This window comes from Bradyrhizobium sp. CSS354 (assembly GCF_029051725.1).
Lineage (GTDB): Bacteria > Pseudomonadota > Alphaproteobacteria > Rhizobiales > Xanthobacteraceae > Bradyrhizobium.
The window spans coordinates 375952-402140 of record NZ_JAACFU010000003.1 but is presented as its reverse complement, the minus strand read 5'-3'; the positions used below and the strand labels follow the sequence as shown (position 1 = coordinate 402140).

Annotated in this window: 18 protein-coding genes; 4 read left to right on the top strand and 14 right to left on the bottom strand. The window is 65.8% G+C overall.

Going from position 1 to position 26189, the window contains the following annotated elements:
- Positions 1-31: 31 nt before the first annotated feature.
- From addA to ubiE, 10 genes are all read right to left on the bottom strand, one after another.
- Complete coding sequence (gene addA / locus GWG67_RS08845; protein ID WP_275168832.1) at positions 32-3541, bottom strand: double-strand break repair helicase AddA; 3510 nt, start codon at positions 3539-3541, stop codon at positions 32-34.
- Positions 3535-6681, bottom strand: coding sequence for a double-strand break repair protein AddB (gene addB / locus GWG67_RS08840; protein WP_275168829.1), 3147 nt, complete (start codon positions 6679-6681; stop codon positions 3535-3537). The genes addA and addB overlap by 7 nt, the downstream gene beginning before the upstream one ends.
- A gap of 179 nt (positions 6682-6860) precedes the next feature.
- Complete coding sequence (locus tag GWG67_RS08835; protein ID WP_275168827.1) at positions 6861-7583, bottom strand: nucleotidyltransferase family protein; 723 nt, start codon at positions 7581-7583, stop codon at positions 6861-6863.
- A 124-nt stretch (positions 7584-7707) separates the two neighbouring features.
- Positions 7708-8025 (bottom strand): PilZ domain-containing protein, encoded by a 318-nt coding sequence (locus GWG67_RS08830; RefSeq protein WP_275168825.1) that lies wholly within the window; start codon positions 8023-8025, stop codon positions 7708-7710.
- Between the two features lie 115 nt (positions 8026-8140).
- Positions 8141-9673, bottom strand: a complete 1533-nt coding sequence (gene tsaE / locus GWG67_RS08825) for a tRNA (adenosine(37)-N6)-threonylcarbamoyltransferase complex ATPase subunit type 1 TsaE (RefSeq protein WP_275168823.1) — start codon at positions 9671-9673, stop codon at positions 8141-8143.
- Entirely contained in the window at positions 9670-12174 is a 2505-nt protein-coding gene (locus tag GWG67_RS08820; RefSeq protein WP_275168821.1) for a PAS domain-containing sensor histidine kinase, read from the bottom strand. The genes tsaE and GWG67_RS08820 overlap by 4 nt, the downstream gene beginning before the upstream one ends.
- A gap of 190 nt (positions 12175-12364) precedes the next feature.
- Positions 12365-12823, bottom strand: coding sequence for a dUTP diphosphatase (gene dut / locus GWG67_RS08815; protein ID WP_275168819.1), 459 nt, complete (start codon positions 12821-12823; stop codon positions 12365-12367).
- Entirely contained in the window at positions 12820-14283 is a 1464-nt protein-coding gene (gene coaBC, locus GWG67_RS08810) for a bifunctional phosphopantothenoylcysteine decarboxylase/phosphopantothenate--cysteine ligase CoaBC (protein ID WP_275168817.1), read from the bottom strand. The genes dut and coaBC overlap by 4 nt, the downstream gene beginning before the upstream one ends.
- Positions 14284-14338: 55 nt before the next feature.
- Entirely contained in the window at positions 14339-15913 is a 1575-nt protein-coding gene (gene ubiB, locus GWG67_RS08805; RefSeq protein ID WP_275168815.1) for a 2-polyprenylphenol 6-hydroxylase, read from the bottom strand.
- Entirely contained in the window at positions 15910-16671 is a 762-nt protein-coding gene (ubiE, locus tag GWG67_RS08800) for a bifunctional demethylmenaquinone methyltransferase/2-methoxy-6-polyprenyl-1,4-benzoquinol methylase UbiE (RefSeq protein ID WP_275168813.1), read from the bottom strand. Before ubiE ends, ubiB begins: the two co-directional genes overlap by 4 nt.
- 81 nt (positions 16672-16752) lie before the next feature.
- Between ubiE and mutM the strand changes: the two genes are divergently transcribed.
- Positions 16753-17634, top strand: coding sequence for a bifunctional DNA-formamidopyrimidine glycosylase/DNA-(apurinic or apyrimidinic site) lyase (gene mutM / locus GWG67_RS08795; protein ID WP_275168811.1), 882 nt, complete (start codon positions 16753-16755; stop codon positions 17632-17634).
- A gap of 271 nt (positions 17635-17905) precedes the next feature.
- On the opposite strand, the gene GWG67_RS08790 is transcribed toward mutM, so the two are convergent.
- A complete protein-coding gene (locus GWG67_RS08790; protein WP_275168810.1) occupies positions 17906-18649 on the bottom strand; it encodes a ParA family protein in 744 nt (247 codons plus the stop codon).
- A 240-nt stretch (positions 18650-18889) separates the two neighbouring features.
- Between GWG67_RS08790 and ggt the strand changes: the two genes are divergently transcribed.
- Entirely contained in the window at positions 18890-20563 is a 1674-nt protein-coding gene (ggt, locus tag GWG67_RS08785; RefSeq protein ID WP_275168807.1) for a gamma-glutamyltransferase, read from the top strand.
- Positions 20564-20713: 150 nt separating this feature from the next.
- Here ggt and GWG67_RS08780 read toward each other — a convergent pair whose 3' ends face one another.
- The gene (locus GWG67_RS08780; protein WP_275168804.1) at positions 20714-22072 is read right to left on the bottom strand and encodes a serine protease; all 1359 of its coding nucleotides are present in this window, start codon (positions 22070-22072) and stop codon (positions 20714-20716) included.
- 234 nt (positions 22073-22306) lie between these two features.
- On the opposite strand from GWG67_RS08780, the gene GWG67_RS08775 reads away from it, so the two are divergent.
- Positions 22307-23110, top strand: a complete 804-nt coding sequence (locus tag GWG67_RS08775) for a molybdopterin-synthase adenylyltransferase MoeB (protein WP_275168802.1) — start codon at positions 22307-22309, stop codon at positions 23108-23110.
- 9 nt (positions 23111-23119) lie between these two features.
- Here GWG67_RS08775 and GWG67_RS08770 read toward each other — a convergent pair whose 3' ends face one another.
- Positions 23120-24127: an aldo/keto reductase gene (locus GWG67_RS08770; RefSeq protein WP_275168800.1), complete on the bottom strand. Its 1008-nt coding sequence runs from the start codon at positions 24125-24127 to the stop codon at positions 23120-23122.
- Positions 24128-24237: 110 nt separating this feature from the next.
- On the opposite strand from GWG67_RS08770, the gene GWG67_RS08765 reads away from it, so the two are divergent.
- Entirely contained in the window at positions 24238-25143 is a 906-nt protein-coding gene (locus GWG67_RS08765; RefSeq protein WP_275168798.1) for a LysR family transcriptional regulator, read from the top strand.
- 12 nt (positions 25144-25155) lie between these two features.
- Here the strand turns inward: GWG67_RS08765 and GWG67_RS08760 are convergent, their stop codons facing one another.
- Positions 25156-26157 (bottom strand): D-glycerate dehydrogenase, encoded by a 1002-nt coding sequence (locus GWG67_RS08760; RefSeq protein WP_275168796.1) that lies wholly within the window; start codon positions 26155-26157, stop codon positions 25156-25158.
- Positions 26158-26189 lie beyond the last annotated feature (32 nt).

The window sequence follows — 26189 nt, the reverse complement described above, 5'->3', positions numbered from 1 at the left end:
CGGGAATCGCGCCCGAGATCATGGCGTCAACCTATGAATGGCTCCTTGCCGGGTCAAGGACGCTCACACCGAGATGAAGAGATGCCAGCGCCGCGTCCAGCGCGGGAGCCGAAACCTCCATATATTCAAGGGCCTCGGTCCAGAGCAGGACGGCGCGGACCGGCTTTTGGGGATAAAGCCTCGATAGCACCGCCCGGTAGAGCGCCAGTTGCCGGACATAGGCGACGGGCGCCGCATCGGCGCTCCTGGGAGCAGCCTGATTGGTCTTGAAATCGACGATCAGGACCTCGTCCGGCCGAACGACCAGCCGGTCGATCTGGCCGGACACCAGCGCCGGGGCGCGGCCCGGCCGCTCCAGCCTGCCGACGATCGCGACCTCCGCCCGGCTGCCGGCGGCAAACACAGGCGCAAACCGTGGCTCGGCGATCAAGCCGAGCACCTTGTCGGCCAGCGCGGCGCGGTCGGCCTCCGCCCAGTCCGCGGCATTGCGCGTCATGAAGCCGAGCGCGGCCTCGCGGCGGCGCTCAATGGCGATGTCGGGCAGCGATTGCAGCAGCCGGTGCACGAGCGTGCCGCGTTGCAGCGCGAGCGCGCGGGACTGCACTGATTCGCTCGACAGCACCGCGCGGCCTTCCCCGGACGACCGGCCGGAGGGACGCACCGGATCATCATCGATGGTCTCGCGCGGTGCCGGTGTCCGCAGCCAGTCCGGCAGCGCGGTGGTCTGGTCCAACGAGGTCGCGGGCGTGCCCAGCGCCACAACATCCTCCGGTCGGGAGAAGCGCGTCACCTTGCCCAGCGGCGTCTCGATTGTCTCTTTCGCCAGGCCCGAGCCGGCGAGCCCGGTGTCGACCAGATCGTACCAGCTCAGCTTGCGGACCGTTTTCCTGTTGCCGGGCATGCAGCCGCCGACGATGAGCCGGTCGGCCGCGCGCGTCATCGCGACGTAGAGCAGGCGGCGGTACTCGTCCTCGGTCTCCTCGAGCATCGCGTTGCGTGCTTCCGCGACGGGCTTCGGATCATCCGCCTTGCGTCCGGCCCAGACCACCACCTCGCTGCCATTACCGCGCGGGACGTGGATCAGTTGCAGCCGTTGGCTATCGGAGGGCGAAGAGGTCGTGTCGACCATGAACACGACCGAGGCCTCCAGCCCCTTGGCACCGTGCACGGTCATCACCCGCACCTCGTCGCGCGAAATCTCCATGTCGCGCTTCACCTCGGTATCGGCCGAGCGCAGCCAGGCCATGAAACCCTGCAGAGAGGCCGGCGCCTTGCGCTCGTAGTTCAGCGCGAGCTCCAAAAATTCGTCGAGCGCGTCATTGGCCTCATGACCGAGCCGGCGCAGCATGCGCGCGCGTCCGCCGTCGCCCCCGAGCAACCAGGCGTAAAAGGCGAACGGCGTCTCCTCGCGGGCTCGGGTTTCGCAGGCTCCAAGGCGTTTCAACGCCACACTGAATTTCTCGCTTGTCCCGGCATGCTCGCCAAGCGCGCGGCGCAGCGATCCCTTGCGATCCCAGGCAAGCTGGAACAGATCGTCGTCATCGAGCCCGAACAGCGGGCTCTTCAGCGCCACCGCGAGCGCGAGATCGTCCTGCGGCAGCAGCAGCGCGTCCGCGAGGTTCATCAGGTCGATAATCCCGATGTGCTCGGTCAGCTTGAGCCGATCGGCGCCGGCGACCGGAACATTGGCGTGCTTCAGCGCCTGGATCACCGCGTCGAACGCATTGCCGCGCCGGCGCACCAGGATCAGCATGTCGCCATAGCGCAGCGGACGCCGCTCGCCTTCGTGCCCGGTCAGCGTGCCGCTCTCGACCAGCCGCTTGATCTCGGTCTGGATCCGGCGCGCGAGCTTCACCTCCGGGCTGGTGGCGGCGACGCCGTCGAACGGTGCGCGCCAGCCCTCGATCTCCTGCCTGTCGTCGGCTTCCGCAAGGTCCCACAGCTCGATCACGCTGGGGCCTGCGTCGCCGAGTGCATTGTGCAGGGGATGACCGGTCTCGAGCGAATGGATGCTCTTGTAGATCGCGGGCTCGCGGAAGACGTGGTCGACCGAATGCAGGATCGCGGCGCCGGAGCGGAAGGAATAGGTGAAGGCGACCGGATCGAATTTCAGCCCGGCCGCCATGAACTTGCGGTGCAACTCGCGCCGGCGCGCGTCGAATTCCCGGGGCTGAGCGCCCTGGAACGAAAAGATCGACTGCTTCTCGTCGCCGACCGCGAAGACCGTGCGGTTCAGGCCTTCTCGCGCGCCTTCGCCGGCCGTGAACTCCGAGATGATATGCGCGACGATGTCCCATTGCCGCGGGCTGGTGTCCTGGGCTTCGTCGATCAGCACGTGATCGACGCCGCGGTCGAGCTTGTAATGCACCCAACCTGAAGAGACGCGATCGAGCATCGCCAGCGTCTTGTCGATGAGGTCGTCATAGTCGAGCAGCCCGCGCTCCTGCTTCTCGCGGCGATAGTTTGCGGCGGCAGCAGTCGCGATATGCAGCAGCGCTGCGGTGCGGTCGCGCAGGGTCACCGCGCGACGCGTCTCGACCAATCCGCCGACGCGCTGCGCCTCGTTCTCGAACAGGCGTGCGACGGACGGGTTGTGATCGCAGAACTTCTTGGTCAGCACCGCCTTGCGCGGCAGCTTTTCGTCAGTCAGGAAGACGCTGAGATAGGCATCGACCTGCGCGCCGCCGGAAAACACCTTCGCCTCGCGAAGCCGGCAGGCCTGGTCGTTGTCGGACTTGCTGCCATCCTCCAGCGCAAAGGCGATGTCGTCCCACCGCGATCGCGGCAGGAACGGACCGTCGACAATCTCGGTCTCGACGTCCTCGATGCGATCGCTGGCGGCCACGCCCAGCGCGGCCGCCATCTGCGCGGCGGCCAGCTCCGCGCTGCCGGCTTCATCGGTCCATGCCATGAAATGATCGCGGCTCAGGCAGGCCTCGCGGACCACCTCCTTGAAGGTGACATCGGCGGCGCTCGCCATCGCGGTCAGCAGTGCGCGGCCGGTCACGCTGTCAGGGTCCCGCGCGGCCTCCAGCAGCACCTTCAGATTGGCGCGTTCCATCATGTCGGTCTGGTCGCGCTCATCGATGACGGCGAAGCGCGCCGGGACATTGGCCTCGAACGGAAACTGCTGAAGCAGGCGGGTGCACAGGGCGTGAATGGTCTGCACCTTCAGCCCGCCCGGCGTCTCCAGCGCACAGGCGAATAGCTTCCGTGCGTCGCGACGCAATTTTGCAGTGGAGTGCGGGATGCCGACCGCCTTGATCGCTGCATCGAGTGCCGTGTCGTCGAGCGTCACCCAAGGCCCGAGTGTGGTGAACACGCGCTCGGCCATGTTGGCGGCAGCCGCCTTGGTGAAGGTGATGCAGAGGATCTTTTCCGGCGGCACGCCCGCGAGCAGCAGGCGGATCACCCGCTGCACCAGCACATGTGTCTTGCCCGAGCCGGCATTGGCCGACACGAAGGCCGACGCGGTCGGGTCCGATGCGCGCGCCTGTCGCGCGCGCACCTCGTCCGGGATGGGGCGCGGTGCCTTCACCATTCCTCGATCCCCAATCCGCCGGCCGCGGACCATTCCTTGATCCGGGCAAGATCGTCATAGGCGCCGTAGCGGTTGGTCCACATCGGCAGGTTCAACGAGGTGTAGGGCTGGTTCTCGTCCTCGAAGGCGCGAATCAGCGCCTCGAGCTTGGCCCTGGCCTCAGCAGCCGCGGTGTCCGGCGGCTGCGGCTCGTCGCCTTGCTTGAACTTGAGCTCGAGAATGCGTTCTTCGCCCGGCGGATTGTTGCCGCTCAGGCGAACATAGACGAGCTGGCTCACGGACGCGCCGGCATCGATGTCGGGAAAACCGCCCTCGCGCAGGATCGCGGCTTCCAGCGTGAGTTGCGGCGACAGGCCCATGCGGACCTGCTTGCCGGTCGGTGGCTGGCCGGTCTTGTAATCGAGGATGGCATAGCCGCCGCCCTGGCGCCGTTCGATGCGGTCGGCGCGCGCGGAGAGACGGAAGCTGCGCCCTTGGTCGAGCGAGATCGAAATCTCGCCGCGTGTTTCCGCGGCGATCGCCTCGATCGCGTCGCGCCGCGCCGTCTCCCATTCGCCGAACCAGCGCGCGATGCGCTGGAAGCGCGGCCACCACAGCGCCCGCGCCTCGGGTCGCTCCATCAGCGGCGCAAAGTATTTTTCGCCGATCGCGCGCAGCACGCGCGCGGGATCATCGGGCAGATCCTTGGCGTAGCGTTCCGTGAACTCCCCGAGCGCATCATGGATCGCCGAGCCGCGGTCGGCGGCCGATAGCGGCATGTCGACGGGATCGAGCGCGTCGAGCCGCAAAATGTGTTTTGCGTAGATCGTATAGGGATCGCGCAACCAGTCCTCGATCCCAGTCACAGACATCCTGAGCGGCCGGGTCGCGCGTGGCGGTCGCGGCTCGGGCTGCTTGATAGGCCTCACCTCGTCAGGCTGGTCCAGCGCGGCCGCGAACTGCACATATTTTTCACCCGCGCGAATGGCGGCCTTCCAGTGCGCATCGCCCGCCACCGCCTCCAACCGGTGCAGGAAGCGCGAAGCCACCGCCGGCGCACCGCCGGCCTTGGCGGAGTGGGTGAGGATGACCTCGTCGCCACCGAGCAGTTGCGCAAAATCATGCGCGGAGAGGCCGATACGGCGTTCCGGCAGATCGAGGCCGAGCTGGTGCCGCATCGGTCGGCTCAGCCACGGATCGATGCGCGGCGCCGGTGGCCAGACGCCCTCGATCAGCCCACCGACGATGATGCGGTCGGCCTGCATCAGGCGCGATTCCAGCGGGCCGTAAATCTGGAGCCGCGCGCCCGGCCTGTCCCGCCGCCGCACCGCGCGATCGCTGAACGCGGTCTGGAACACGTCTGCGTAGTCGGGCAGCGTGACTATCAATCCGCTGGTCGTGCCGCCGCGCAGGAGATCGTCGAAAGCGCTCGCGAGCGCGAGGCCTTCGCGCTCCTCGAACGCCAGGGGGATACCCTGCTCGTCGCGCGACAGCTCGATCATGATCTCGCGATGCCGATGCGCGAGTTCGGCGAAGTCAAACGGTTTTGATGACGCAAGACTCTCGATCGGCGCCAAGGCTTGTCGTAGGCCATCGATCAGCGCCTGAATGCGATCGAGGTCTTCCGCCTTGAGACGTGCGCGCGGCTCGGCCTTGTGCAGCGCGGAGACCTCGCTGCGCCACAGCTTTGCCAGGTCCTCGCGAAAGCGATTGAATTCGCGCAACAGCCCGGCGGTGGCCGCAGGCGGGCGCGTGCCGCGCAACAAAGCGAGCTCCAGGCTTTCGATCGCCGCCTTCCATGCGCCAGGCGCCCGGCCGAGCCGGCACAGCGGGTGCTTCAGCATTGCGAGCAGCGTCGGCGGCTCCAATCCCCTGGTCGCAGCCTCCGCTGTCAGTCGCGCAAAGACGCCGGCGGACGTTTCCATCAGGACGTCGCCGCCGGAATCGTCGAAAGCGAGATCCCACCGTGTCAGCGCAGCCATCACCCGCCGCGCCAGCGCACGATCGGGCGTGACAAGCGCCGCAGATTTGTCGAGATGCCGCGCCTCGCGCATCGCAATGGCGATGGCGAGCGCTTCCATCTCAGGGTTGGGAGCTTCGACAACCGCGAGGTTCTTCATGCCGCCGGTAATCTTCGCGGCCACATCCGGCTGCTTCAACCGGTCGTGCCAGATCTCGGTCTTGGCCGACGGCCGCATCGATTCGGACGCCAGCAGATCGCGGCCGCCTTCCGCCGGAGGCTTGAGGATATCGACGTCGCTGCGCTTGATGCCAAAGCGATCCAGCAGCGCGTGCATGGCATATTGCGGATGGTTCGAGACCGGGTGCTCCGCGAACTTGCCGAGCGAGTCGCGGACGCCGCCGATGCTGCGCCATGCATCGTCGTCGAGATCCGTGTCGAGGCCGGGCAGCACCACGGCGCCATGCGGCAGCGAGGCGACTGCGTGGAGAAATCTTGCCGTGGCCGGCATCGAGCCGGTCGAACCGGCCGCGATCACGGGGCCAAGGGGATGCGCGGTCAGCCGCCTGGCTTCGGCATCGATCAGGAGGTCGCGGCGGGCAGCGGGCTCGATGCGTTTGATTTCGGCGAGATGACCTGGCCAAGCGATGCGCGCGATGCGCAGGAATTCGAGCGAGTGCTGCCAGTACCGGTCGAGCATATCGGGCACCAGGCCATCGAGCGCGCTCCAGTCGACGCCGCGCGTGACCATGTCGTCGATCAGGCGCGCGAGATCGGACGCCAGCGCCAGCGTCGAAGCGGGGCCGCCGACGACCAGCGGAGACAGCACCGGGCCCTTGGCCCAGGCCGCGACGAGCTGCGCCAGCGTCAGCCGCCGTTCGAGCTCGCCGAGCCGCGGCGGAATGTCGAGCGGCGTTGCGCCGGAAAATTGTTCGCCCTTATCGGCGAAAGCGAGTTCATCCTCGTCGATGTCGCCGAGCGCGACGATGCGCGGCAGCACGACCGCATCCGCCTTCATCTCGTCGAGGAAGATCTCGCGGACGACGCGCATGGCGCGCCGTGTCGGCAGATACAGCGTAGCGTCCGCCAGCCGTGCCGGCTCCTTGCGCGCCTCAAAGCCCTCGACCAGCCGGCCGTCGAGCAGGCTTGAGACGACGGTGCGCAGGAATGGAACTGAGACTGGAACGCTGAAAACGCGCATGAGCTGCCTGATTCGGGAATCAGGCGCCAATATAGGGAGGCGGACTCAAATGGATATGGGGCGGAGGCGGATAGTCCCCGCTCTCCCGCTGTCATTCCGGAGCGGTGCGCAGCACCGAGCCCGGAATCTCGAGATTCCGGGTTCGCGCTTACGCGCGCCCCGGAATGACGAGGCAACTCTTACGCCACGCTCTCCAGAAACGCCTCTTCGGCCGCGTGCACGGCATCAGGCGTGCCGACATGCATCCAGACACCGTCGAGGCGAAGGCCGAACAGCCGCTCCTGCTCGTTGGCACGGTCGAACATCTTGGTCAGCGAGAACTCGTCCGTCGGGGCATCGGCGAAGATCGACGGCGACAGGATCGCCGCGCCGGCATAGACGAATGGAACGACCTCTTTTTCCTTGCGCTTGCGCAGGGCGCCGTCGGCCAGCATGCCGTAATCGCCGCGGCCGCTATAGCCGATGCTGGTCGCCGTCGGCGCCATCAGCAGCAAGATGTCCATGCGCTCGGGGTCGAAGTTTTCGGCCAGCCGCGTCAGGTTGGAGCGAACGCCGTCGATCCACAGCGTGTCGGAATTGACGTGAAAGAACGGTGCGTCCCCCAGCAGCGGCAGTGCCTTGACCACACCGCCGCCGGTGCCGAGCACCTGGTCGCGCTCGTCCGAGATGGTCACGCGCGGATGCTGGCGGGATGCGGTGTGATCGATGATCTGGTCCGGCAGATAGTGCACGTTGACCACCGCCTCGCTCACGCCGGCCTGGGCAAGCTTGTCGAGCACGTGGTCGAGCAGCGGCTGGCCGGCCACCGGAACCATCGGTTTCGGCATCTTGTCCGTCAAGGGACGCATGCGCAGGCCGAACCCTGCGGCGAGCACCATGGCTTTGGTCGGTTTGACGGGCATCCTTCGCTTTCTCAGACCCACTGATTTCGCGTTCGCAGCAATCCTAACACGAGGCTCAACTGACCGCACCGCGTCTTAACCGCCTTAACCACCTGCCGTGACGCTTGTACGACGGGTGTTGCCGTTACGCCCCGATGGATGTGGAACGCGCCTTTTTCTTCTTGTCGCCGAGCTTGAGAAAGTTGACGCCGATCTGGTCGCCATTGACCCAGGCGAGCTCGCAACGCCGGTACGCAAGTCCGGTGGACGATAGCAGCAGAAAAAACTCCTTCAGATGCAGGCCTTCGACCGAGCCGTCGATGGTCAGCTTGGCGCCGCTCTCGGAGACGTCTTCCATGGTGCAGTCGCGCCGCCAGGTGCCGTCGATACCCATCATCTGGGCCGCGATCCCGCGCTCGAAAACAACCCGACTGTTGCCGCGCTCGTCCGTCTTCACCGCCATCTGCCCTGCTCCAGCCCCGTAATCATCCGGCTGCCTCGCCGCCAGATTACCGGCGTCTTGGCTAACAGCCGGTAAATCGGGTTCCAAATCAGCCTTTTCAGCCTCTATTGGCCGTTCAGCCTTGGACGGGCCTTTGGGGCGGCGGGACATTGGCGAGATACCAGTCGCGCAGATGAGCGAGCGTGGGATGCGCCAGGGAGCGCTGGAGATAGGTCCAGATCCGCGGCTGGTGACGCAGATAATGCGGCTTGCCGTCGCGGCGGTTGAGGCGGGCGAAGGTGCCGAGCAGACGCGTGTTCCGCTGCGCTGACATGATGGCGTAGAGCTCAGCGAAGCCGGCCGCGTCGAAGCTCGCGTCGCTCGTGCGGCGCGCCTTGATGTAGCGCGACAGCAGCGTCAGTTCGATCGCCTCAGGCACGTCGATGCGGGCGTCCTGGAGCAGCGACACCACGTCATAGGATTGCGGCCCAAGCACGGTGTCCTGGAAATCGATCACGCCGACGCGTTCGATGCCGGTGCGATTCCCGAGCCAGATTAGGTTCGGCGAGTGATAATCGCGGATGATCCACGTCTTCGGCGAGGCCTGCGGCTTCTGCAGCAGCTCGCGCCACATCGCGAAAAACCCGGCGCGCTTCCCGTCGTCCAGCGGTGCGTTGCGATCGGGCAGGTACCATTCCGGCATCAAGCCGATTTCGATCAGCAACGCCTCGGTATCGAAGACGGGAATGGCGTAGGTCTGCCCCGTGAGCGGCAGTGTTTCCGGCAGCGTCTTGCCGTGGAGCACGGCCAGCAAATCGACCGCGGCTTCGTAGCGTTCGGCGATCGGGTGGGGCGGATCGCCCTCGATCACGCCTTCGCTGCCGAAGTCTTCGCTGATCAGGAATCCGTGGTCGAGGTCGGAATGATGGATCGCGGGCGCAGAAATTCCTTGCGCGCGCAGGCCCTCGTCGATGGCGACGAAGGGTTTGATGTTTTCGGCGAGATGCACCGCGGCGCTGTAGGATTTTCCGTTGTACATGGCAGCGCCATCTGGACGCTGCGGAGAATTCATGAGGATGACGATCTCGTCGTCGCGCAGCAGCCTTGCATAGGAGCGGGTCGAGGCGTCGCCCGCCATTCGTTTGCGCGTTGCCTCCATGTAGCCGGATGCATCGAGAAATTCGCGCAGCGCCTTCAGCCGTGCGACGGTGGCGGCAGCCTTGCCATGGCCGGTGATGTCGGCCGCGCGTGCATTCGAGCCCAGTGCCGGCCGGTGCGTCAGCGCGATATCGATGCGGTCTTGAGGCATCGCCGATGGTGCGCGCTCCGGCCATTCGATCAGGACGAGGGTTGCTTCCGGCAGCGGCGACAGCCCGATCTCTTCGAGCTCGCTCTCGTCCTCGACGCGGTAGAGGTCGGCATGCATCACCGGGAATGGCGGCAGCTCGTAACCCTGCACCAGTGTGAAGGTCGGGCTCGGCACTTCCAGTGCATCGTCGCCGGCGAGGTAGCGGATCATGGCCCGCGCCGCCGCGGTCTTGCCGGCACCGAGATCGCCGGTGAGCGTGATGACGTCGCCGGGGCCGACCAGCAGCGCGAGGTCGGCCATCAGTTGCGCAGTGGCCGTCTCGTTGTGGAGCGCGACGGAGAATGTGGTTGGCGCACTCATTCGGCGGCGTCGCGATGCGCCGCCTGGTCGGTCGGGAAGTCACAGATCACGACCGTGCCCCTGCCCACGATCGAATCGACCCGGATATTGCCGCCATGCAGCTCGACGAAGGAGCGCACCAGCGACAGGCCGAGCCCGGCGCCGCGATGACGCGAGCCTTGCGAGCGGCTTTCGAACCAGTTGAACACCTTGTCCTTCATGTCGGCAGGTATTCCAGGCCCGGAATCTGTCACAGTGAAGACCACACTGCGTTCGGTGCGGCGGGCGCTGATGCCGACGGTGGAATCCGGTGGAGAAAACCCGACGGCGTTGGCGAGGAGGTTATAGAGCACCTGCACCACGCGCTTCTCGTCGCCGGTGAAGCTGCCGACATCGGGCGCGATCTCGACCTTGAGGCGGATGCGGTCGGTGGCGAGCCGGTCCTGGAGACCCTCGGCGGCGAGCTCGATGGTCTTGCTGACGTCGACCGGGCCGAGTTCCAGCTTCATGGCACCGGCGTCGATGGTGGCGAGATCCAGGATGTTGTTGGTCAGCGCCAGCAGCGCATTGGTCGATTTGGTGACGTAGTCGAGATACTCGGCCTGTTTCGGCGTCAGCGGCCCGGTCGAGGGATCGCTGAGGAAATGCGCGAAGCCGATGATGGTGGTGAGCGGCGAGCGCAGCTCGTAGGAGACGTGGTGGACGAAATCCACCTTCATCTGGTCGGCCGCCTCCAGCGCCTCGTTGCGCTCGCGTAGCGCGCGCTCGACGTTCTCGGTGTCGGTGATGTCCTGGAACGTCAGCATCGTGGCGCCGTCGTGCAGGGGCCGGATCATGCCGTCGAGCACGCTGCCGTCCTTGCGCTCCAGCTTCAGCGGAACGTCGGCGCGGCTCTCGATCGAGGTGACGGCCTCGCGGATCTGGCGCCAGACGATCGCGTCGTCGAACAGCTGATGGCACCAGCCCTCGACCGTCTGGATGTGCGGCTCGTCGCGCATGGCGTCAGCGGACAGCTTCCACATCCGGACGAAGGCCGGGTTGAACAGCTGCGCTTTGCCGTTGCTGCCGAACACCGCGACGCCCTCGGCGAGGCTGTCCAGCGTCTCGCGCTGGACGCGGATCATGCCGTCGAACCGGCGGGCGAGTTCGAGGCTCTCGGTGACGTCGTCGAACAGATAAGTGACGCCGCCTTCCGGGTTCGGCGTGGTGACGACGGAGAGTGCGCGTCCATCGGGCAGGTACCAGGTGTCCTTGGCAGCCTCGACCGCGCGATAGGCTTCGTGCAGCTTGGCCTTCCAGGCGCGGAAGTCCGGCTGCTCCGGCAATTTGCGTGAGGAGCGGAGCTTGTCGAGCACGCTGGAATCATCAGGGTTGGCATCGAGAAAGGTGCGGTCGAGGTCCCACAGCTGGCGGTAGGAATCATTGTAGAAGGCCAGCCGGCGCTGGCCGTCGAACACGGCAACGCCGGAGGAGAGCTGGTCGAGCGTGCGGCGATGCGCTTCCGCCATCCGCACCAGCGCCGAGCTCAAGGCATCCGCCTCGCTGGCATCGATGGCAACGCCGACATTGCCGCCGCCCACATTGACGGCGCGCACGTCATAGATGCGCCGCTCGCCGCCGATCACGATCGGCAGCCGCGAGGTGAAATTGGCGGTTTCCTTCAGTCCGCGCTCCATCGCGGTCCGGTCGGCGCTGTCGAGCAGCTCGAGCTTGCGCTCCTGGGCGTCGGTGATGCTGGCTGCCTCGGTCGCACGGACATAGGCGGGGTTGGCGTAAGCCAGCGCGCCGTTCTCGCCCTTGGCCCAGATGGGCCAGGGTGCGGCGGTCGCGAATCCGCGCAGCATCTCCGTCTCGTCGGAGAGTGCCTTGTAACGCAGATTGGTCTCGGCCAGATCACGGCGGAGCCCCGAGAGTTCGCGTATCCTGACGATGGCCTGGCCACCGATGGCGCGGCCGATGGCCTCCAGCGTGTGGCCATGCGCGGTGGTGAGGGTCAGCTGGAACCCGTCACCGCGGTCGCGCAACGCATCGACCGCGTGATCCATCTGCAGCGCCGGTTCCGGCGGCAACCAGGTTCCAAACGCGAGCACGCGCTGTGGAGAAGAGTCCCGCGGCAGCACCAATGAGATGTCACCGGAGATCTGCGCGCGATTGTCGCCGGCGGGCCAGGAAATCAGGATCTGCGGCTCGGCGAACAGAAGTGCGCCGAAGCGGTCGGCCTGGAGCTGGAGTTCCCCGATCCGGGCGCGCAGCCGCGCCTCGTTCCTTGCCGTGCGCACGCGCGTGCGCATCAGGAGGATCGCGGCGACCACCGAGAAGCCGAGCAGGGCCAGCGCGGTGGCCAGCACCGCGAGCTCCTGCCGGTTGAAATCCAGCAACGTTGAGAGTGTGTCGACGAGGTCGGCGGCCTCAGCCGGCGCAGCCGGCAGCAGCGCCGCGAGAGCGCTTCCTAACAAGCCGTTGCGCACGAGCGATGTGCACGACAGCAGCGTCCGACGCATCGACACGATCACGCCTGACATAGTTGCCCCAAGATCGCACGAATTTGCGCGCGGCGACCCCCGTCGCGCGCGAATCAAACGACAATACCCTCACCGTGACTCCACCGGTAAGAGTCCAGATCGTGAACGCAAAGCCGGTCCCAAAAAAATGCGGGGCGCGGTGTTCCAGTTCACGTAGTTCCTCGGCTGATTCGGCGGGAATTGCAGCGCGCTAGCGTCCGGTTGAGCCGAATCCGCCGGCACCGCGGTCGGTCGCCGACAATGTCGCGACGGGAACCAGCGCGGCCTGCACCATTGGCGCGATCACCATCTGCGCGATGCGCTCGCCGCGCTTGACCGCGAAGGCGGTCTGGCCGTGATTGATCAGGATCACCTTGATCTCGCCGCGATAGTCCGCGTCGATCGTGCCCGGTGAGTTCAGCACGGTGACGCCGTGCTTGGCCGCAAGCCCCGAGCGCGGCCGCACCTGCGCCTCGTGCCCGGGCGGCAGTGCGATAGCGAGGCCCGTCGGCACGAGCGCGTATTGGCCGGGCGCCAGCGTCAGCGGCTCGTTCTCGGCCACCGCCGCCATCAGGTCGAGACCGGCGGCATCGGCTGTCTGATAGGCCGGCAGCGGCAGCCCCTCCGCATGGGGCAGGCGTTGCAATTCGACCGTGACTTTGGTGCTCAAGATGCGGGCTCCCGGGATTTGCCGGTCACGCTCTTTGCGATATGCGCGACCAGTTCAATGGCGACCTGTTCCTTGGTCATCACCGGCCAGGAATCAACTGCAATCTCGCCATCCTTCTCATCGTGCTTCTCACCTTTCTTGCGGCTGATGAGGTGCACGGTGTTGCGGTCCCCGCCCATCACGCCTGTTGCGGGGGAGACGTCGTTGGCGACAATCCAGTCGCAGCCCTTGCGGGCAAGCTTCGACTTGGCGTTGTCGATGAGGTGCTCGGTCTCGGCGGCAAAGCCGATCACCAGCGGCGGACGCTGGTCCGTCAGCTTGGCAATCGTCGCGAGGATGTCGGGGTTCTCGACCAGCTGGAGCGGCGGCATACCGGCCGAGGTCTTCTTGAGCTTCTGCTCGCCTTCATTGGCGACGCGCCAGTCGGCGACGGCGGCCGCGAAGATCGCGATGTCAGCGGGGAGCGCGGCCTGCACCTGCTCCAGCATCTGCCGTGCCGATTCCACATGCTTGACCGTCACGCCCTGGGGATCGCTGAGATCGACCGGGCCGCTGACCAGGATCACCTCGGCGCCCGCAGCCTGTGCGGCGGCGGCGATGGCAAAGCCCTGCTTGCCGGAGGATCGATTGGCGATGTAGCGCACCGGATCGATCGGCTCATGGGTCGGACCCGCGGTGATCAGCACGCGCTTGCCGGCGAGTGGGCGCGGCACTGGCGGCCGCAGCAGGCGCTCGGCGGCGACCGCGATTTCGATCGCCTCGGACATGCGGCCCATGCCGGCTTCACCGGCTTCCGCCATCTCGCCTGAATTCGGCCCTATCAGCATCATGCCGTCGCGCTGAAGCTGCGCGACATTGCGCCGTGTCGCCGCGTTGTTCCACATCAGCGGGTTCATCGCCGGCGCGAGCAGGACCTTGCGGTTGGTCGCGAGCAGGATGGCGCTGGCGAGATCGTCGGCATGGCCGTTGGCCATCTTGGCCATCAAATCCGCGGTCGCAGGCGCAACCACGATCAGGTCGCACTCGCGCGCCAGCCGGATATGACCGGCGTCGAACTCGCTCTGGGGATCGAACAGGTCGGTGTAGACGCGCTCATGGGAGAGCGCGCTCACGGCCAGCGGCGTGACGAATTGCTGCGCCGCCTTGGTCAACACGCAATGCACCTCGATCCGCCGCTCCTTGAGCCTTCGGATCAGGTCGAGCGATTTGTAGGCCGCGATCCCGCCACCGATGATCAGGGTGACGCTGGCTTCTGGAGCGGCGCCGCTGCGCTGGGGCGTGGGGGCGGGAGACGTCGCGGGCGGCGCCGTGAACGGCGTCAGGGGCTCCTCGCGGCCCTCGATCAGCTCCCCGAGGATGACCCGGACCTCTTCCTCGACCGACCTGCGGTTCTTGGCCGAGCGCAGCCTGAGGTAAGTTTTGATGCCTTCGTCGAGCTTGCGAATGGTCAGGCTCGCCATGGCGCCCTCCAGCACAAATGATAGCGATGCTATCATTTGCATGATTGCAGTGCAATCACAGATTCCGGACGGCGATCAGGATGCCGATGAAGGTCGCGGCGATGATCCAGAGCGCCACGGTGCGCCAACGGTTCTTGCGACCCTCGCTGCGGCCCATCGCCGCGATGCTTTCCGGCGACAGCCGGATGCCATCCCGCGTCATGGTCTCGAGCTGTTCGAGCACCGCAACCGAGCGCTCGGCGATGTCAGGCAGACGCATCAGGATGCGCGCGAGATCGCCGCCGCCCGCAATTGCGCCCTGGACCCGGCCGATCGGTCCGAGATTGCGCTCGATCCATTCCCGCACCACGGGGTCGGCGACCTTCCAGATGTCGAGCTTCGGATCGAAGCCGCGCGCCACGCCCTCGACCACCACCATGGTCTTCTGCAGCAGGATCAGCTCGGGCCGCGTGGTCATGTCGAACAGGCCGGTGACCTCGAGCAGCAGCGTCAGCAGCCGCGCCATCGAGATCTCTTCCGCCGTGCGGTTGTGAATGGGCTCGCCGATGGCGCGGATCGCTTGCGCGAAGTTCTCGACCGAGTGATGCGCGGGCACGTAACCCGCCTCGAAATGCACTTCCGCGACACGACGATAGTCGCGGGTGATGAAGCCGAGCAGGATTTCGGCGAGGAAGCGCCGCTCCTTCATGCCGAGCCGGCCCATGATGCCGAAATCCACCGCGACGAGGCGGCCCGCGTCATCCAGGAACAGATTGCCCGGGTGCATGTCGGCGTGGAAAAAGCCGTCGCGCAGCGCGTGGCGCAGGAAGCTTTGAATCACCTTGCGGCCGAGATCGGGCAGGTCGACCTGCGACTCTGCGAGGCGCTTGTGATCGTTCAGCGCGATGCCGTCGATCCACTCCATGGTCAGCACGTTATGCGTGGTACGGTCCCAGTCGACGGTCGGCACGCGGAAATCAGGATCGTCGCGCGTGTTCTCCGCCATCTCCGACAGCGCCGCGGCCTCGAGGCGCAGGTCCATCTCCATCGCGACCGAACGCGACATGGTGTTGATGACCTCGATGAGGCGCAGGCGCCGCGCCTCGGACGAATAGGATTCGGCCTTGTGTGCGACAAAAAAGAAGTCGGAGAGGTCGCGGCGGAAGCGTGCGGCCACGTTGGGGCGCAGCACTTTCACGGCGACTGCCTTGCGGATGCCGTCGCGCAGGACTTCGCCGCGATGCACCTGTGCGATCGAGGCGGCTGCGACCGGCGCACTAAGGCTCGCGAACACATCGGTCAGCGGCCGTTCCAGCGACGTTGCGATCGCAACTTCCGCTTCGGCTTGCGAGAACGGTGGCAGGCGGTCCTGAAGGCTTTCAAGGTCGCGCGCCATGAGGACGCCGACGACGTCGGGGCGGGTCGCCAGAAATTGTCCGAGTTTGAGATAGGCCGGGCCCATCCGGGTCAGCGCGCGCGACAGCCGCGGGCCATGCTTCGGACCGCGCCGTTCGATCAGGCGCGCAAGTTTCAGCGCGAGCTGTCCGTGCGGCGGGACCAGGCTCGGATCGACGGCGCCGAACACGCCCTCGCGCGCGAATACGAACGCGGCGCGCATCAGGCGCGCACTATGGGTTATGGCAGAGATCACAAACGCCAGCCCGAATGCAGTGCGACGATGCCGCCGGACAATATCTGCCAGTTCACGCGGGCGAAGCCGGCGTCGCGGATCATGTCGGCGAAGGCGTTGGGTCTTGGGAATTTGCGGATCGACTCGACCAGATATTGGTAGGACTCGGCGTCACCCGTGATCATGCGGCCGAGCGGCGGGATCACCTTGAACGAGAACAGGTCATAAAGGCGGTCGAGCCCGGGCATCTCGACGGTGGAGAATTCCAGACAGAGGAAGCGGCTGCCTGGTTTGAGCACGCGATACGCCTCTTCCAGTGCGAGATCGATCCGCGGCACGTTGCGAATGCCGAAAGCTATCGTATATGCGTCGAAGCTGCGATCGGCGAAGGCGAGCGCTTCGGCATTACCCTCGACGAAATCGACCCGGGTCTCGAGATGCCGCTTTGCGGCACGCTCGCGGCCCACCGCCAGCATCTCGGTGTTGATGTCGCAGACGGTGGCATGGAAGCCCACTCCTGCGGCCTTGGCGGCGCGGAACGAGATGTCGCCGGTGCCGCCGGCAACGTCGAGCAGCGCGAACGGCCGGTCGCCTCGCGGCGGGTCGAGCGCGGTGATCATGATGTCCTTCCAGACCCGGTGCAGTCCGCCGGACATCAAATCGTTCATCAAATCATAGCGCGACGCCACGCTGTGAAACACATCGTTCACCAGCGTCTGCTTGTCGCCCAGGGGAACGTCCCTGAAGCCAAAATGCGTGGTTTCGCCCGGCCGATCCATTACTCTACTCCACGAGGCGGACCATAGCGCGCCCGCCGCAATGGCGCTATCACACCGCCCTGATAAGGTGAATGCCTGACCATGCCCGAATTGCCCGAAGTCGAGACCGTCCGCCGCGGCCTTCAGCCTGTCATGGAGGGTGCGAAAATCCTCGTCGCGGAGGCCCGCAGGCCGGATTTGCGCTTTCCCTTCCAGCCGGATTTCGTGGCCCGACTGAAGGGACAGGTCGTCACCGGGCTCGGGCGCCGTGCAAAATATCTCATGGCCGATCTCGCCTCCGGCGACGTGCTGTTGATGCATCTGGGCATGTCAGGCTCGTTTCGCGTCATCAAGCCGGACAACGAGGCGGCGCCCGGCGAGTTTCACTATCCGCGAGCCAAGGACTCCACGCATGACCACGTGCTGTTTCGGATGTCCTCCGGCGCCGACATCATCTTCAACGACCCGCGCCGCTTCGGTTACATGAAAGTGATCGCGCGCAGTGCGCTCGACGAGGAGCCGCTGCTGCGGGGGCTCGGCCCCGAGCCGCTCGGCAACGAATTCGACGCCGCGATGCTGGCGCGGTCCTGCGCCGGCAAGACCACGAGCCTGAAAGCCGCGCTGCTCGATCAGCGCGTGGTCGCCGGGCTCGGCAATATCTATGTCTGCGAAGCCCTGCATCGTTCGCATCTGTCGCCGCGCCGGATCGCCGCGACGCTGTCGACAAAAAAGGGCGAGACGACGGACCACGCAAAGCGATTGGTCGGCGCGATCCACACCGTGTTGAATGACGCGATCAAGGCCGGCGGATCATCATTGCGCGACCACCGTCAGACCTCCGGCGAGCTCGGCTATTTCCAGCACTCGTTCAAGGTCTATGACCGCGAGGGCGAGAAATGCAGCACGCCGCGATGCGGCGGCACAGTGAAGCGTTTTACGCAGAACGGCCGGTCGACCTTCTGGTGTCCGAAATGTCAGAAGTGAAAATCAGGCTCGTAACCCAGAGGCCGCGAGCTTCTGCGAGGATGACGAGCCCACCACGATCGTCATTGCGAGCGCAGCGAAGCAAGCCAGAATCTTTCCGACGAAACAATCTGGATTGCTTCGTCGCAAGGGCTCCTCGCAATGACGGCACGATAGAGCGTTCTCACAAGCGCGAAGCGAAGCAATCCGGCCGGGCTGGTGGCCGGATTGCTTCGTCGCTAAGGTCCTTCCGGATGGTGAAGGGCCGGCTGCCGTCTGAGCGATTGCCCGCTCAGGACGCCAGTGTCGTGGTCTCGTCGGCCGCAAGCTCGGCGGCGACGTGCAACATTCCGTCCGCGGCCGCGATAACCTGGTCGATCAAGACATTGGTGGTGGCGGCGAGCTCGAGCCGGGTCTCGATCCAATGCCAAAGGCCGCGGATCTCCTCGGTCGATTTGCCGTTCGGCGCAAACTCGCTGACCGCAAGGCCGCTTGCGAGCGAATCCTGGTGGTCGTTGCGCATCACGATCAGGGGACGCGCGAGCACCTCGGCGAGATCGAGGGCTGCTTCCTCGGCGAGGGTGTTGGCAGCGTTATCGATGCGCTGGCCGCGGATCGGCGTCTGGTTCAGCACGAAGCTGTAAGGCCGCTTCCAGGCGCGCGCGACGCTCAGCGTCGAAACCGTCGCCTCGATGTCGGCAACGCTCGGGCGGGCCGGGATCAGGCAGAGGTCGCAATGGCGGATCGCAGCGGTGGTCGCGGCGCTGAGGCCGGCGGCGGTATCGACGATCGCGAGCTGGAGGCCGCTGTCGGCCAGCATTTTCAGGCGCGGCTCGATGTCGGCGGCGTGATAGATCGGCTCGACGACGAGATCGTCGGCGGTGCGGCGGCGCTGCCAGTTGGACAGTGTGCCCTGCGGGTCGGTTTCGATCAGGCGGACGGTGAAGCCGGCCTGCTTGGCTGCCAGCGCGAGGCCGATGGCGAGCGTGCTCTTGCCGCTGCCACCCTTTTGGGTGGCCAGTACGATCGTGTGCATTGAAGATCAATCCTTTGGAGTGCTCGAGTCTCGGGAAACGCCACGCGAACGTGCATCGATCTCGATGCTGAGCTCTTCTCGCTCAGGACGTGCCGGCCCGATCCAAAGGGGATCGCGGAGGTCCGAATCAGCAGTAACGATGATGGCGGAATCGGAAATGCCAGCGAATCCGTACCATTACTGGACCCGTACTCGTACGTGTGCTGTGCTTGCGGCCGTGAATAACTAAGGACAAGCGGCATGGGCGGAAACTGGCGCGACCGGACGGCGACGAATTTTGAATGCCAGAAGATGCCCGCGGTATCGAGCCGCGGCATGGTGGTCAGCAACCATCCACTGGCCTCCAGCGCCGGCGCGGAGATGCTGGCCGCCGGCGGCAACGCCATCGACGCCGCGATCGCGACCCTGTTCACGCTGACCGTGGTCGAGCCGATGATGGTGGGCATCATCGGCGGTGGCATGGCGCACATCCGGCTCGCCGACGGCAGCCACCGTTTCATCGACGGGCAGAGCACCGTGCCCGGGGCGGTGCTTGACACCAGCTACACCCCCACGCCGGGTTCCGCGCATGACGTGTTCGACACCGTCGGCAATGAAAATCTCAACGGACCAAAGGCGGTCGCTACACCGGGTTCGCTGAAAGCCTGGTGCGAGACGCTGCGGCGCTTCGGCACCATGAGCCTTGCCGACGTCATGCAGCCCGCGATCAAGCACGCCGCGCGCGGCTATGCGGCGACACCCTATCTGCACGAATGCATCAGCGAGAGCGCCGCCGAGATGCGCAAGGACAAGCCGATCGCGGCGATTTACTTGCCTGATGGAGAGCCGTTGAAGGTCGGTGAGCGCGTGGTGCAGGCCGAATATGCCGAGACGTTGCGGCATATCGCCGACCACGGCGAGCAGGCGCTCTATGAGGGGCCGCTTGGCGACATCCTCGTCGACTACATGAAAAAGGCCGGCGGATTCATCCGACGCAACGATCTCACCAGCTACAAGACCATCGAACGGCAGCCGATCCGCGTCGATTACCGTGGCTGGACCATCTTTGGCCCGCCGCCGCCTGCGGCCTCCGGCGTGCATATCGCGCAGATGCTGAACATCCTGGAGGGTTACGACATCGGTAGCCTTGGCTTCGGCACGCCGGAAACGATCCACTATCTCGCCGAGGTCCTGAAGATCGCATTCGCCGATCGCGCCGCGGCCAGCGGCGATCCGGATTATGTCGGCGTCCCCGTGCAGCGGCTGACCTCAAAAGCTTATGCCGAGGAACGCCGCGCTGCGATCGATCCGGCGCGGGCGCAGAGCTGGGGCGCCGGCGTGTCGCAGCTTGAAGGCGCTCACACCACGCACATGACGGCGGCCGATGCGTTCGGCAACGTGGTTGCGACCACGCAGACCATCAACAATCTGTTCGGCGCCAAGATCATGATCCCGGGCCTCGGCGCCGTCGCCAACAACTACATGAACCTGTTCGATCCGCGTCCAGGCCACGCCCTGTCGCTGGCGCCGGGCAAGCGGGTGACGACCTCGATGTCGCCGATGATGGCGCTGCGTGACGGCAAGCTGCGCTACGCGCTGGGCTTGCCCGGAGGAAAACGAATCTTCCCGAGCGCGATGCAGGCGCTGGTTAATCTGATCGACCACGGTATGAGCTTGCAGGAAGCAGTCGAGGCGCCGCGGGTCTGGACCGAGGGCAATGCGCTCGAAGTCGAACAGAAGGTGCCGGGGAGCGTGCGCGCGAAGCTCGAGCGCCTCGGCCACAAGGTGCAGCCTGTCGCAACCGTCGCCGGCGGCATGAACGGCATCGCCTTCCACCACGACGGCACCATGAGTGGCGCCGCTTGCTGGCGTGCGGACGGCACGCCGGTCGGAATCTCGGGTGGTCTCGCGCAGGCCGGATCAGGTTCCGGCTGAGCTAGCTCTCGTGCCCCGGACGCAGCGCAGCGCTTCTTCAGCGGTGCGCTGCCAGAGCCGGGGCCACGACTTGTTGCATGCGGTGTGGATGCACGGATCCTGGTTCAGCGGCGCGGCATTTCATGCCGCATCGCGCCCGGGACAGGAGAGTTACTTGCGCACGCAGATCACACGCACGACGGCGGCTTTCGCATCCGTCGAGGTGCCGTTCGCCGTGACACCATTCGCTTTCAGAAAATCACGTACGGTTTCCGCGGAGACCATCACCGCCTGCGACGCCGGTACCGATGTCGCGGGACCCGCAACCATCGCCGGCTTCAACAGTGCGATGCCGGCGAGCTTGCCGTCGCCGTCGATGGCGGGGCTGCCGGAAAATCCGACAGCCGGCGGCGGTGAGAGCGGGGAATCGCCGCCACCGACGGATGCCAGCGCCGCCTTGAGGCTCGACGCACCGGCGGCTCCGCCCTGGCTCTGCGGATCCGCGATACCGATGATATCGACACCCGTCTTCGCCGCGCCGGCGGCGAGGCTGAACGGCTTCAGGCCGCGGGCGCCGTAGATATGCAGCAGCGCGAGATCGTGTTCCCGGTCCTCGGCGAGCCGGTCGGCGCTGCCATAGCCGGCGATCGTGATCGCGAGACAGGAATCGGTGACGAGGCGGTCGGTGACGATCGCGCCATCGTCGCTGACGACGAGTCCGGTGCCATATTCGACGGTCTTGCGCGGCGGCGGCCCGGCCTGTGGTCCCGACGGAAATGCATTGAACGCGCTCGACATCGCGATCACGACCGGCTCGACCGTGTTCTCGGTCGCCTGATCGTAGAGGATCGTCATGATGCGGACTTCATCGCCCCTAGAGGTGCCGCGCACGTAAAATTTCTTCAGGCCCTGCAAACCCGACAGCACGAAGAAGTCGGGCTTCACCACGGTGTAGTCGACCTTGCGACCCGGCTCCTTCTTCTCCGCTTCGGCAAGCTTGGCGGTGGTCGGGTTCGTCTCCTTGCGCCGGCTGAGCAGCACCTGCACCGTGCCGGTCGGCGAGGTCCATTTCGAGCCGGTTGCGTCGGTCGCCTGCTGTGGCACCAGTTTTGAGGGAATGCCAAGCCGCGCGCCGCTGGTCATCTCCGTCACGATCTTCCAGCCGACGCTGTCCTGCTTTCGTCGCGCGGTCTCGGCGAGCGCGGCGCGTTCCTGCGGATTGAGCACGCCAGTCGGCTTGCCGCCCTTGGCCTTCTGATACTCCTTGATTGCCTCGACCAGGCGCGCGCTGACGTCGCCGGTGATGGCGCCGTTATATTGGCCGACCCAGGCGAGGTCGGACTGCAGCGACAGCCGCTCCGCCTGCGCCATGGCATCGGCCGTCGCAGCCGGCGTCTGCAATGCAGGAGGCCGGATCGGAACGGTCTGGACCGGCTTTGGCTTGGTGCCGGGGATCTGCGGTGTCGTCATCTGGGCGTGTGCGCCTGTCGCAGCCGCAAACATCAGTGTTGCCGCAAGCATCGATCTCATGACAAATCCAGCCAGCCCATTGAACGCAATGCCATTGAAGCACATCTCGTTGGTCGCGAACAATGTTGCGGTGGTTCAGGCCGGCGATAGAGGCACAGACTCAGGCCCTCATCCTGAGGAGCGGCCTCGAGGCCGCGTCTCGAAGGATGGCTCCCGGCGATAGCAGGGCCTGCATGGTTCGAGACGCGCGTTCCGCGCTCCTCACCATGAGGGTTGAGAGGACGAAGGATAACGATGCTGAGCCCGGACGAACTCGAACGTTATGCCCGCCATATCGTCCTGCGCGATGTCGGTGGCCCCGGCCAGGCTGCGCTGAAGCGGGCCTCCGTGCTGGTGATCGGCGCCGGCGGGCTCGGCGCGCCCGCTTTGATGTATCTGGCGGCTGCCGGTATCGGCACGCTCGGCGTGGTCGATGACGATGTGGTGTCGCTATCGAACCTCCAGCGCCAGGTCATTCACACCACGCCCGATATCGGCCGGCACAAGGTCGAGAGCGCGGCCGAACGGATCACGGCGCTCAATCCGCATGTCCGCTTCGTCGGCCACGCCACCTGGCTCAAAGCCGACAATGCGCTGTCGCTGATCGGCGACTATGACCTCGTGCTCGACGGCTCCGACAATTTCTCGACCCGCTATCTGGCCTCGGACGCCTGCTTCTTCGCCAAGAGACCGCTGATCACGGCGGCGCTCGGCACCTTCGATGGCTCGCTGACCACCATCCGCGCGCATGAGAAGAACGAGCAGGACGAATTCAATCCGACCTATCGCTGCCTGTTCCCGGAGGCGCCGCCGCCCGGGACCGTGCCGGCGTGTGCAGAAGCCGGCGTCATGGGCGCGCTCGCGGGCGTGATGGGCTCGATGATGGCGCTGGAGGCAATCCGCGAGATCGTCGGCTTTGGCGACGGCCTGGTTGGCCGTCTCCTGATGATCGATGCGCGCGCGATGCGCTTCGAGACGCTGCGTTACGCGCGCGATCCAGCCAATCCGCTCAATGGCGATGGGCCTGTGATCACTGACCTCAGCGCCCATCGCACCTGATCGCAGCTGCTACGCCGTGGCCGGCTTCTCGCTGTCGAGATGCGCCATCTGCTCGGCCGCGTAACGCGTACCGGCGGCGACATCGGGCGGGAAGGCCTTTGCCAGCACCGCGAGATGAGCCGGCGTCAGCGTGACCTTGGCCGCACCGAGTGCCTCGCTGAGGCGGTTGCGGGTGCGGGCGCCGACCAGCGGCACGATCTCTTTCCCTTGCGCCGCCACCCAGGCGATCGCGACCTGTGCCGGCGTTGCGCCAATCTCGGCGGCGATAGCGCGCAGCTGCTCCACCAACGCGAGATTGGCATCGAGATTCGATCCCTGGAAGCGCGGCGTCATCAGCCGGTAATCCTTGCCTGTCTTGCCGGCGTCCTTCGACCAGTGGCCGCTGATCAGGCCGCGCGCCAGCACACCGTAAGCCGTGATGCCGATGCCGAGCTCGCGGCAGGTCGTCAGGATGTCGCGTTCGATGCCGCGCTCGATCAGCGAATATTCGATCTGGAGATCGGCGATCGGGTGCACGGCATGCGCGCGGCGGATGGTGTCGGAGCCAACCTCGGACAGACCGATATGCCTGATGTAGCCGGCCTTCACGAGATCGGCGATGGCGCCGATGGTCTCCTCGATCGGAATGTTGGGATCGAGCCGCGCCGGACGGTAGATGTCGATGTAGTCGGTGCCGAGCCGCTGCAGCGAATAGGCCAGGAAGTTCCTCGTTGCGGCCGGCCTCGTGTCCATGCCGGTGAATTCGCCGGCAGGACCGCGCAGCGCGCCGAACTTGACGCTGATCTGCACCTTGTCGCGCGGCACGTCCTGGAGCGCTTCGCGCACCAGCATTTCATTGTGGCCCATGGCGTAGAAATCGCCGGTGTCGACCAGGGTGATGCCGGCATCCAGCGCCGCGTGGATCGTGGCGATGCTCTCGCCGCGATCGGCGGGGCCGTAGACCTCGGACATGCCCATGCACCCGAGACCGAGAGCGGAGACGGTGGGGCCGGTTGAACCGAGTTTGCGCTGTTCCATGATGGCTCTCCAAGGCGCTGACTGCGCCGCGTGACGAGGCCTGATATGCGCCTGATCGATTGCGCCGATAAGCTGGACAATCGAGAATGGCTTGTTCACACTAGCGAACAATGGCTGAACCCGACCTGCGTGATCTCGACGTCTTCGTGGCGGTTGCCCGCACCCGCAATTTCCGGCGTGCGGCGGTCGAAATTCGCGTGTCGGTGTCGAGTCTTAGTCAACGATTACGTGACCTGGAGGAGCGCCTCGGCGTCCGCCTGATGAACCGCACCACCCGCAGCGTCGCCCTGACCGAGGCGGGCGAGCTGCTGCTTTCGCGCGTAGCGCCGGCGCTGCGCGATGTCGGCGACGCCCTGGATCAGGTCCGCGGCCTGCGCGAAGTGGCCTCGGGCCGGCTGCGCATCAACGCGCCGCCGCCCGCGGTCGATCTCGTGCTGGCGCCGATGATCGGGCCGTTCCTCAAGGCCTATCCGCAGGTCGACCTCGACATCGTCTCCGAGAGCGGGTTCGTCGACATCGTCAGCGCGGGCTTCGATGCCGGCGTGCGTTATGGCGAGCATCTCGCGCAGGACATGGTGGCGATCTCGCTGAGCGGACCGCAGAGCTATGTCGTGGTTGCTTCGCCCGATTACCTCGGACGCCGCGGCAAGCCTGAGCATCCGAAGGATCTGCTCGACCATGATTGCATCCGCGCCCGCTACTCCAGCGGTGTCATGCATGATCTGGAGTTCGAGAAGGCCGGTCAGCTGGTGAAGGTCGATCCGCCCGCAAAGCTGATCTCGACCAACATGGGACTTTCCATGCGCGCTGCGCTCGACGGTGCCGGTATCTGGGCAACGCTCGATGGTTATGTCGGCGAAGCCCTGAAGTCGGGCGCGCTGGTCAGCCTGCTCCAGAACTGGTGCGAGCCGTTTCCGGGCCCGTTCCTATATTATCCAAGCCGGCGCCAAATGCCGCCGGCGCTGCGGGCCTTCATCGATTTCGTCGCCGACTGGCGCAAGCGCGAAACGCGCTGAGACACTGAATGCTCAGAGCATGCTCGGCAGCACGCGATCCGGCGGCTTGTGCGCGTCGAGGAAGGTGCGGATGTTGATGATCACCTTCTCGCCCATCTCGACGCGGCCCTCGATCGTGGCCGAGCCCATATGCGGCAGCAGCGTCACCTTGCCGGCCTTGGCGAGCCGCACCAGCTTCGGATTCACCGCGGGCTCGTGCTCGTAGACGTCGAGGCCGGCGCCGCCGATCTCGCCGCCTTCGATCAGCTTGATCAGCGTGTCCTCGTCGGTGACCCCGCCGCGCGCGGTGTTGACGATGTAGGCGTCCTTGCGGATCAGCTTCAGCCGGCGCGCCGACAGCAGATGGTAGGTCGCCGGCGTGTGCGGACAGTTCACCGAGATGATGTCCATCCGCGCCAGCATCTGGTCGAGGCTTTCCCAATAGGTCGCGCCCAGCTCTTCGGCGATCTTCGGCGCGACCGGCCGGCGGTTGTGATAGTGGATCTGCAAGCCGAAGGCGCGGGCGCGGCGTGCGACCGCCTGGCCGATGCGGCCCATGCCGATGATGCCGAGGCGCTTTCCCCCGATGCGATGACCGAGCATCCAGGTCGGCGACCAGCCCGGCCAGGGTTTTCCTTCCGTCAGGATCGAGGCGCCTTCGATCATCCGCCTGGGCACGGCGAGGATCAGCGCCATGGTCATGTCGGCGGTGTCTTCGGTCAGAACTTTCGGCGTGTTGGTGACGGTGATGCCGCGGGCATGGGCGGCCTCGACATCGATGTTGTCGACGCCGTTGCCGAAATTCGCGATCAATTTCAGCTTGCAGTCGGGCTGGTTGACGATGTCGGCGGAGATGTGATCGGTCACGGTCGGAACCAGTACGTCGGCGGTACGGGCGGCTTCCGCGATCTGCTCGGGCGACATCGGCGCGTCGTCGAGATTGATCCGCGCGTCGAACAGCTCGCGCATCCGGGTCTCGATCGAGTCCGGAAGCTTGCGCGTCACCACGACGAGGGGCTTTTTCTTCACCGACATTTCCTGCCCTCATGAGGCGTTGCGAGCCGCCT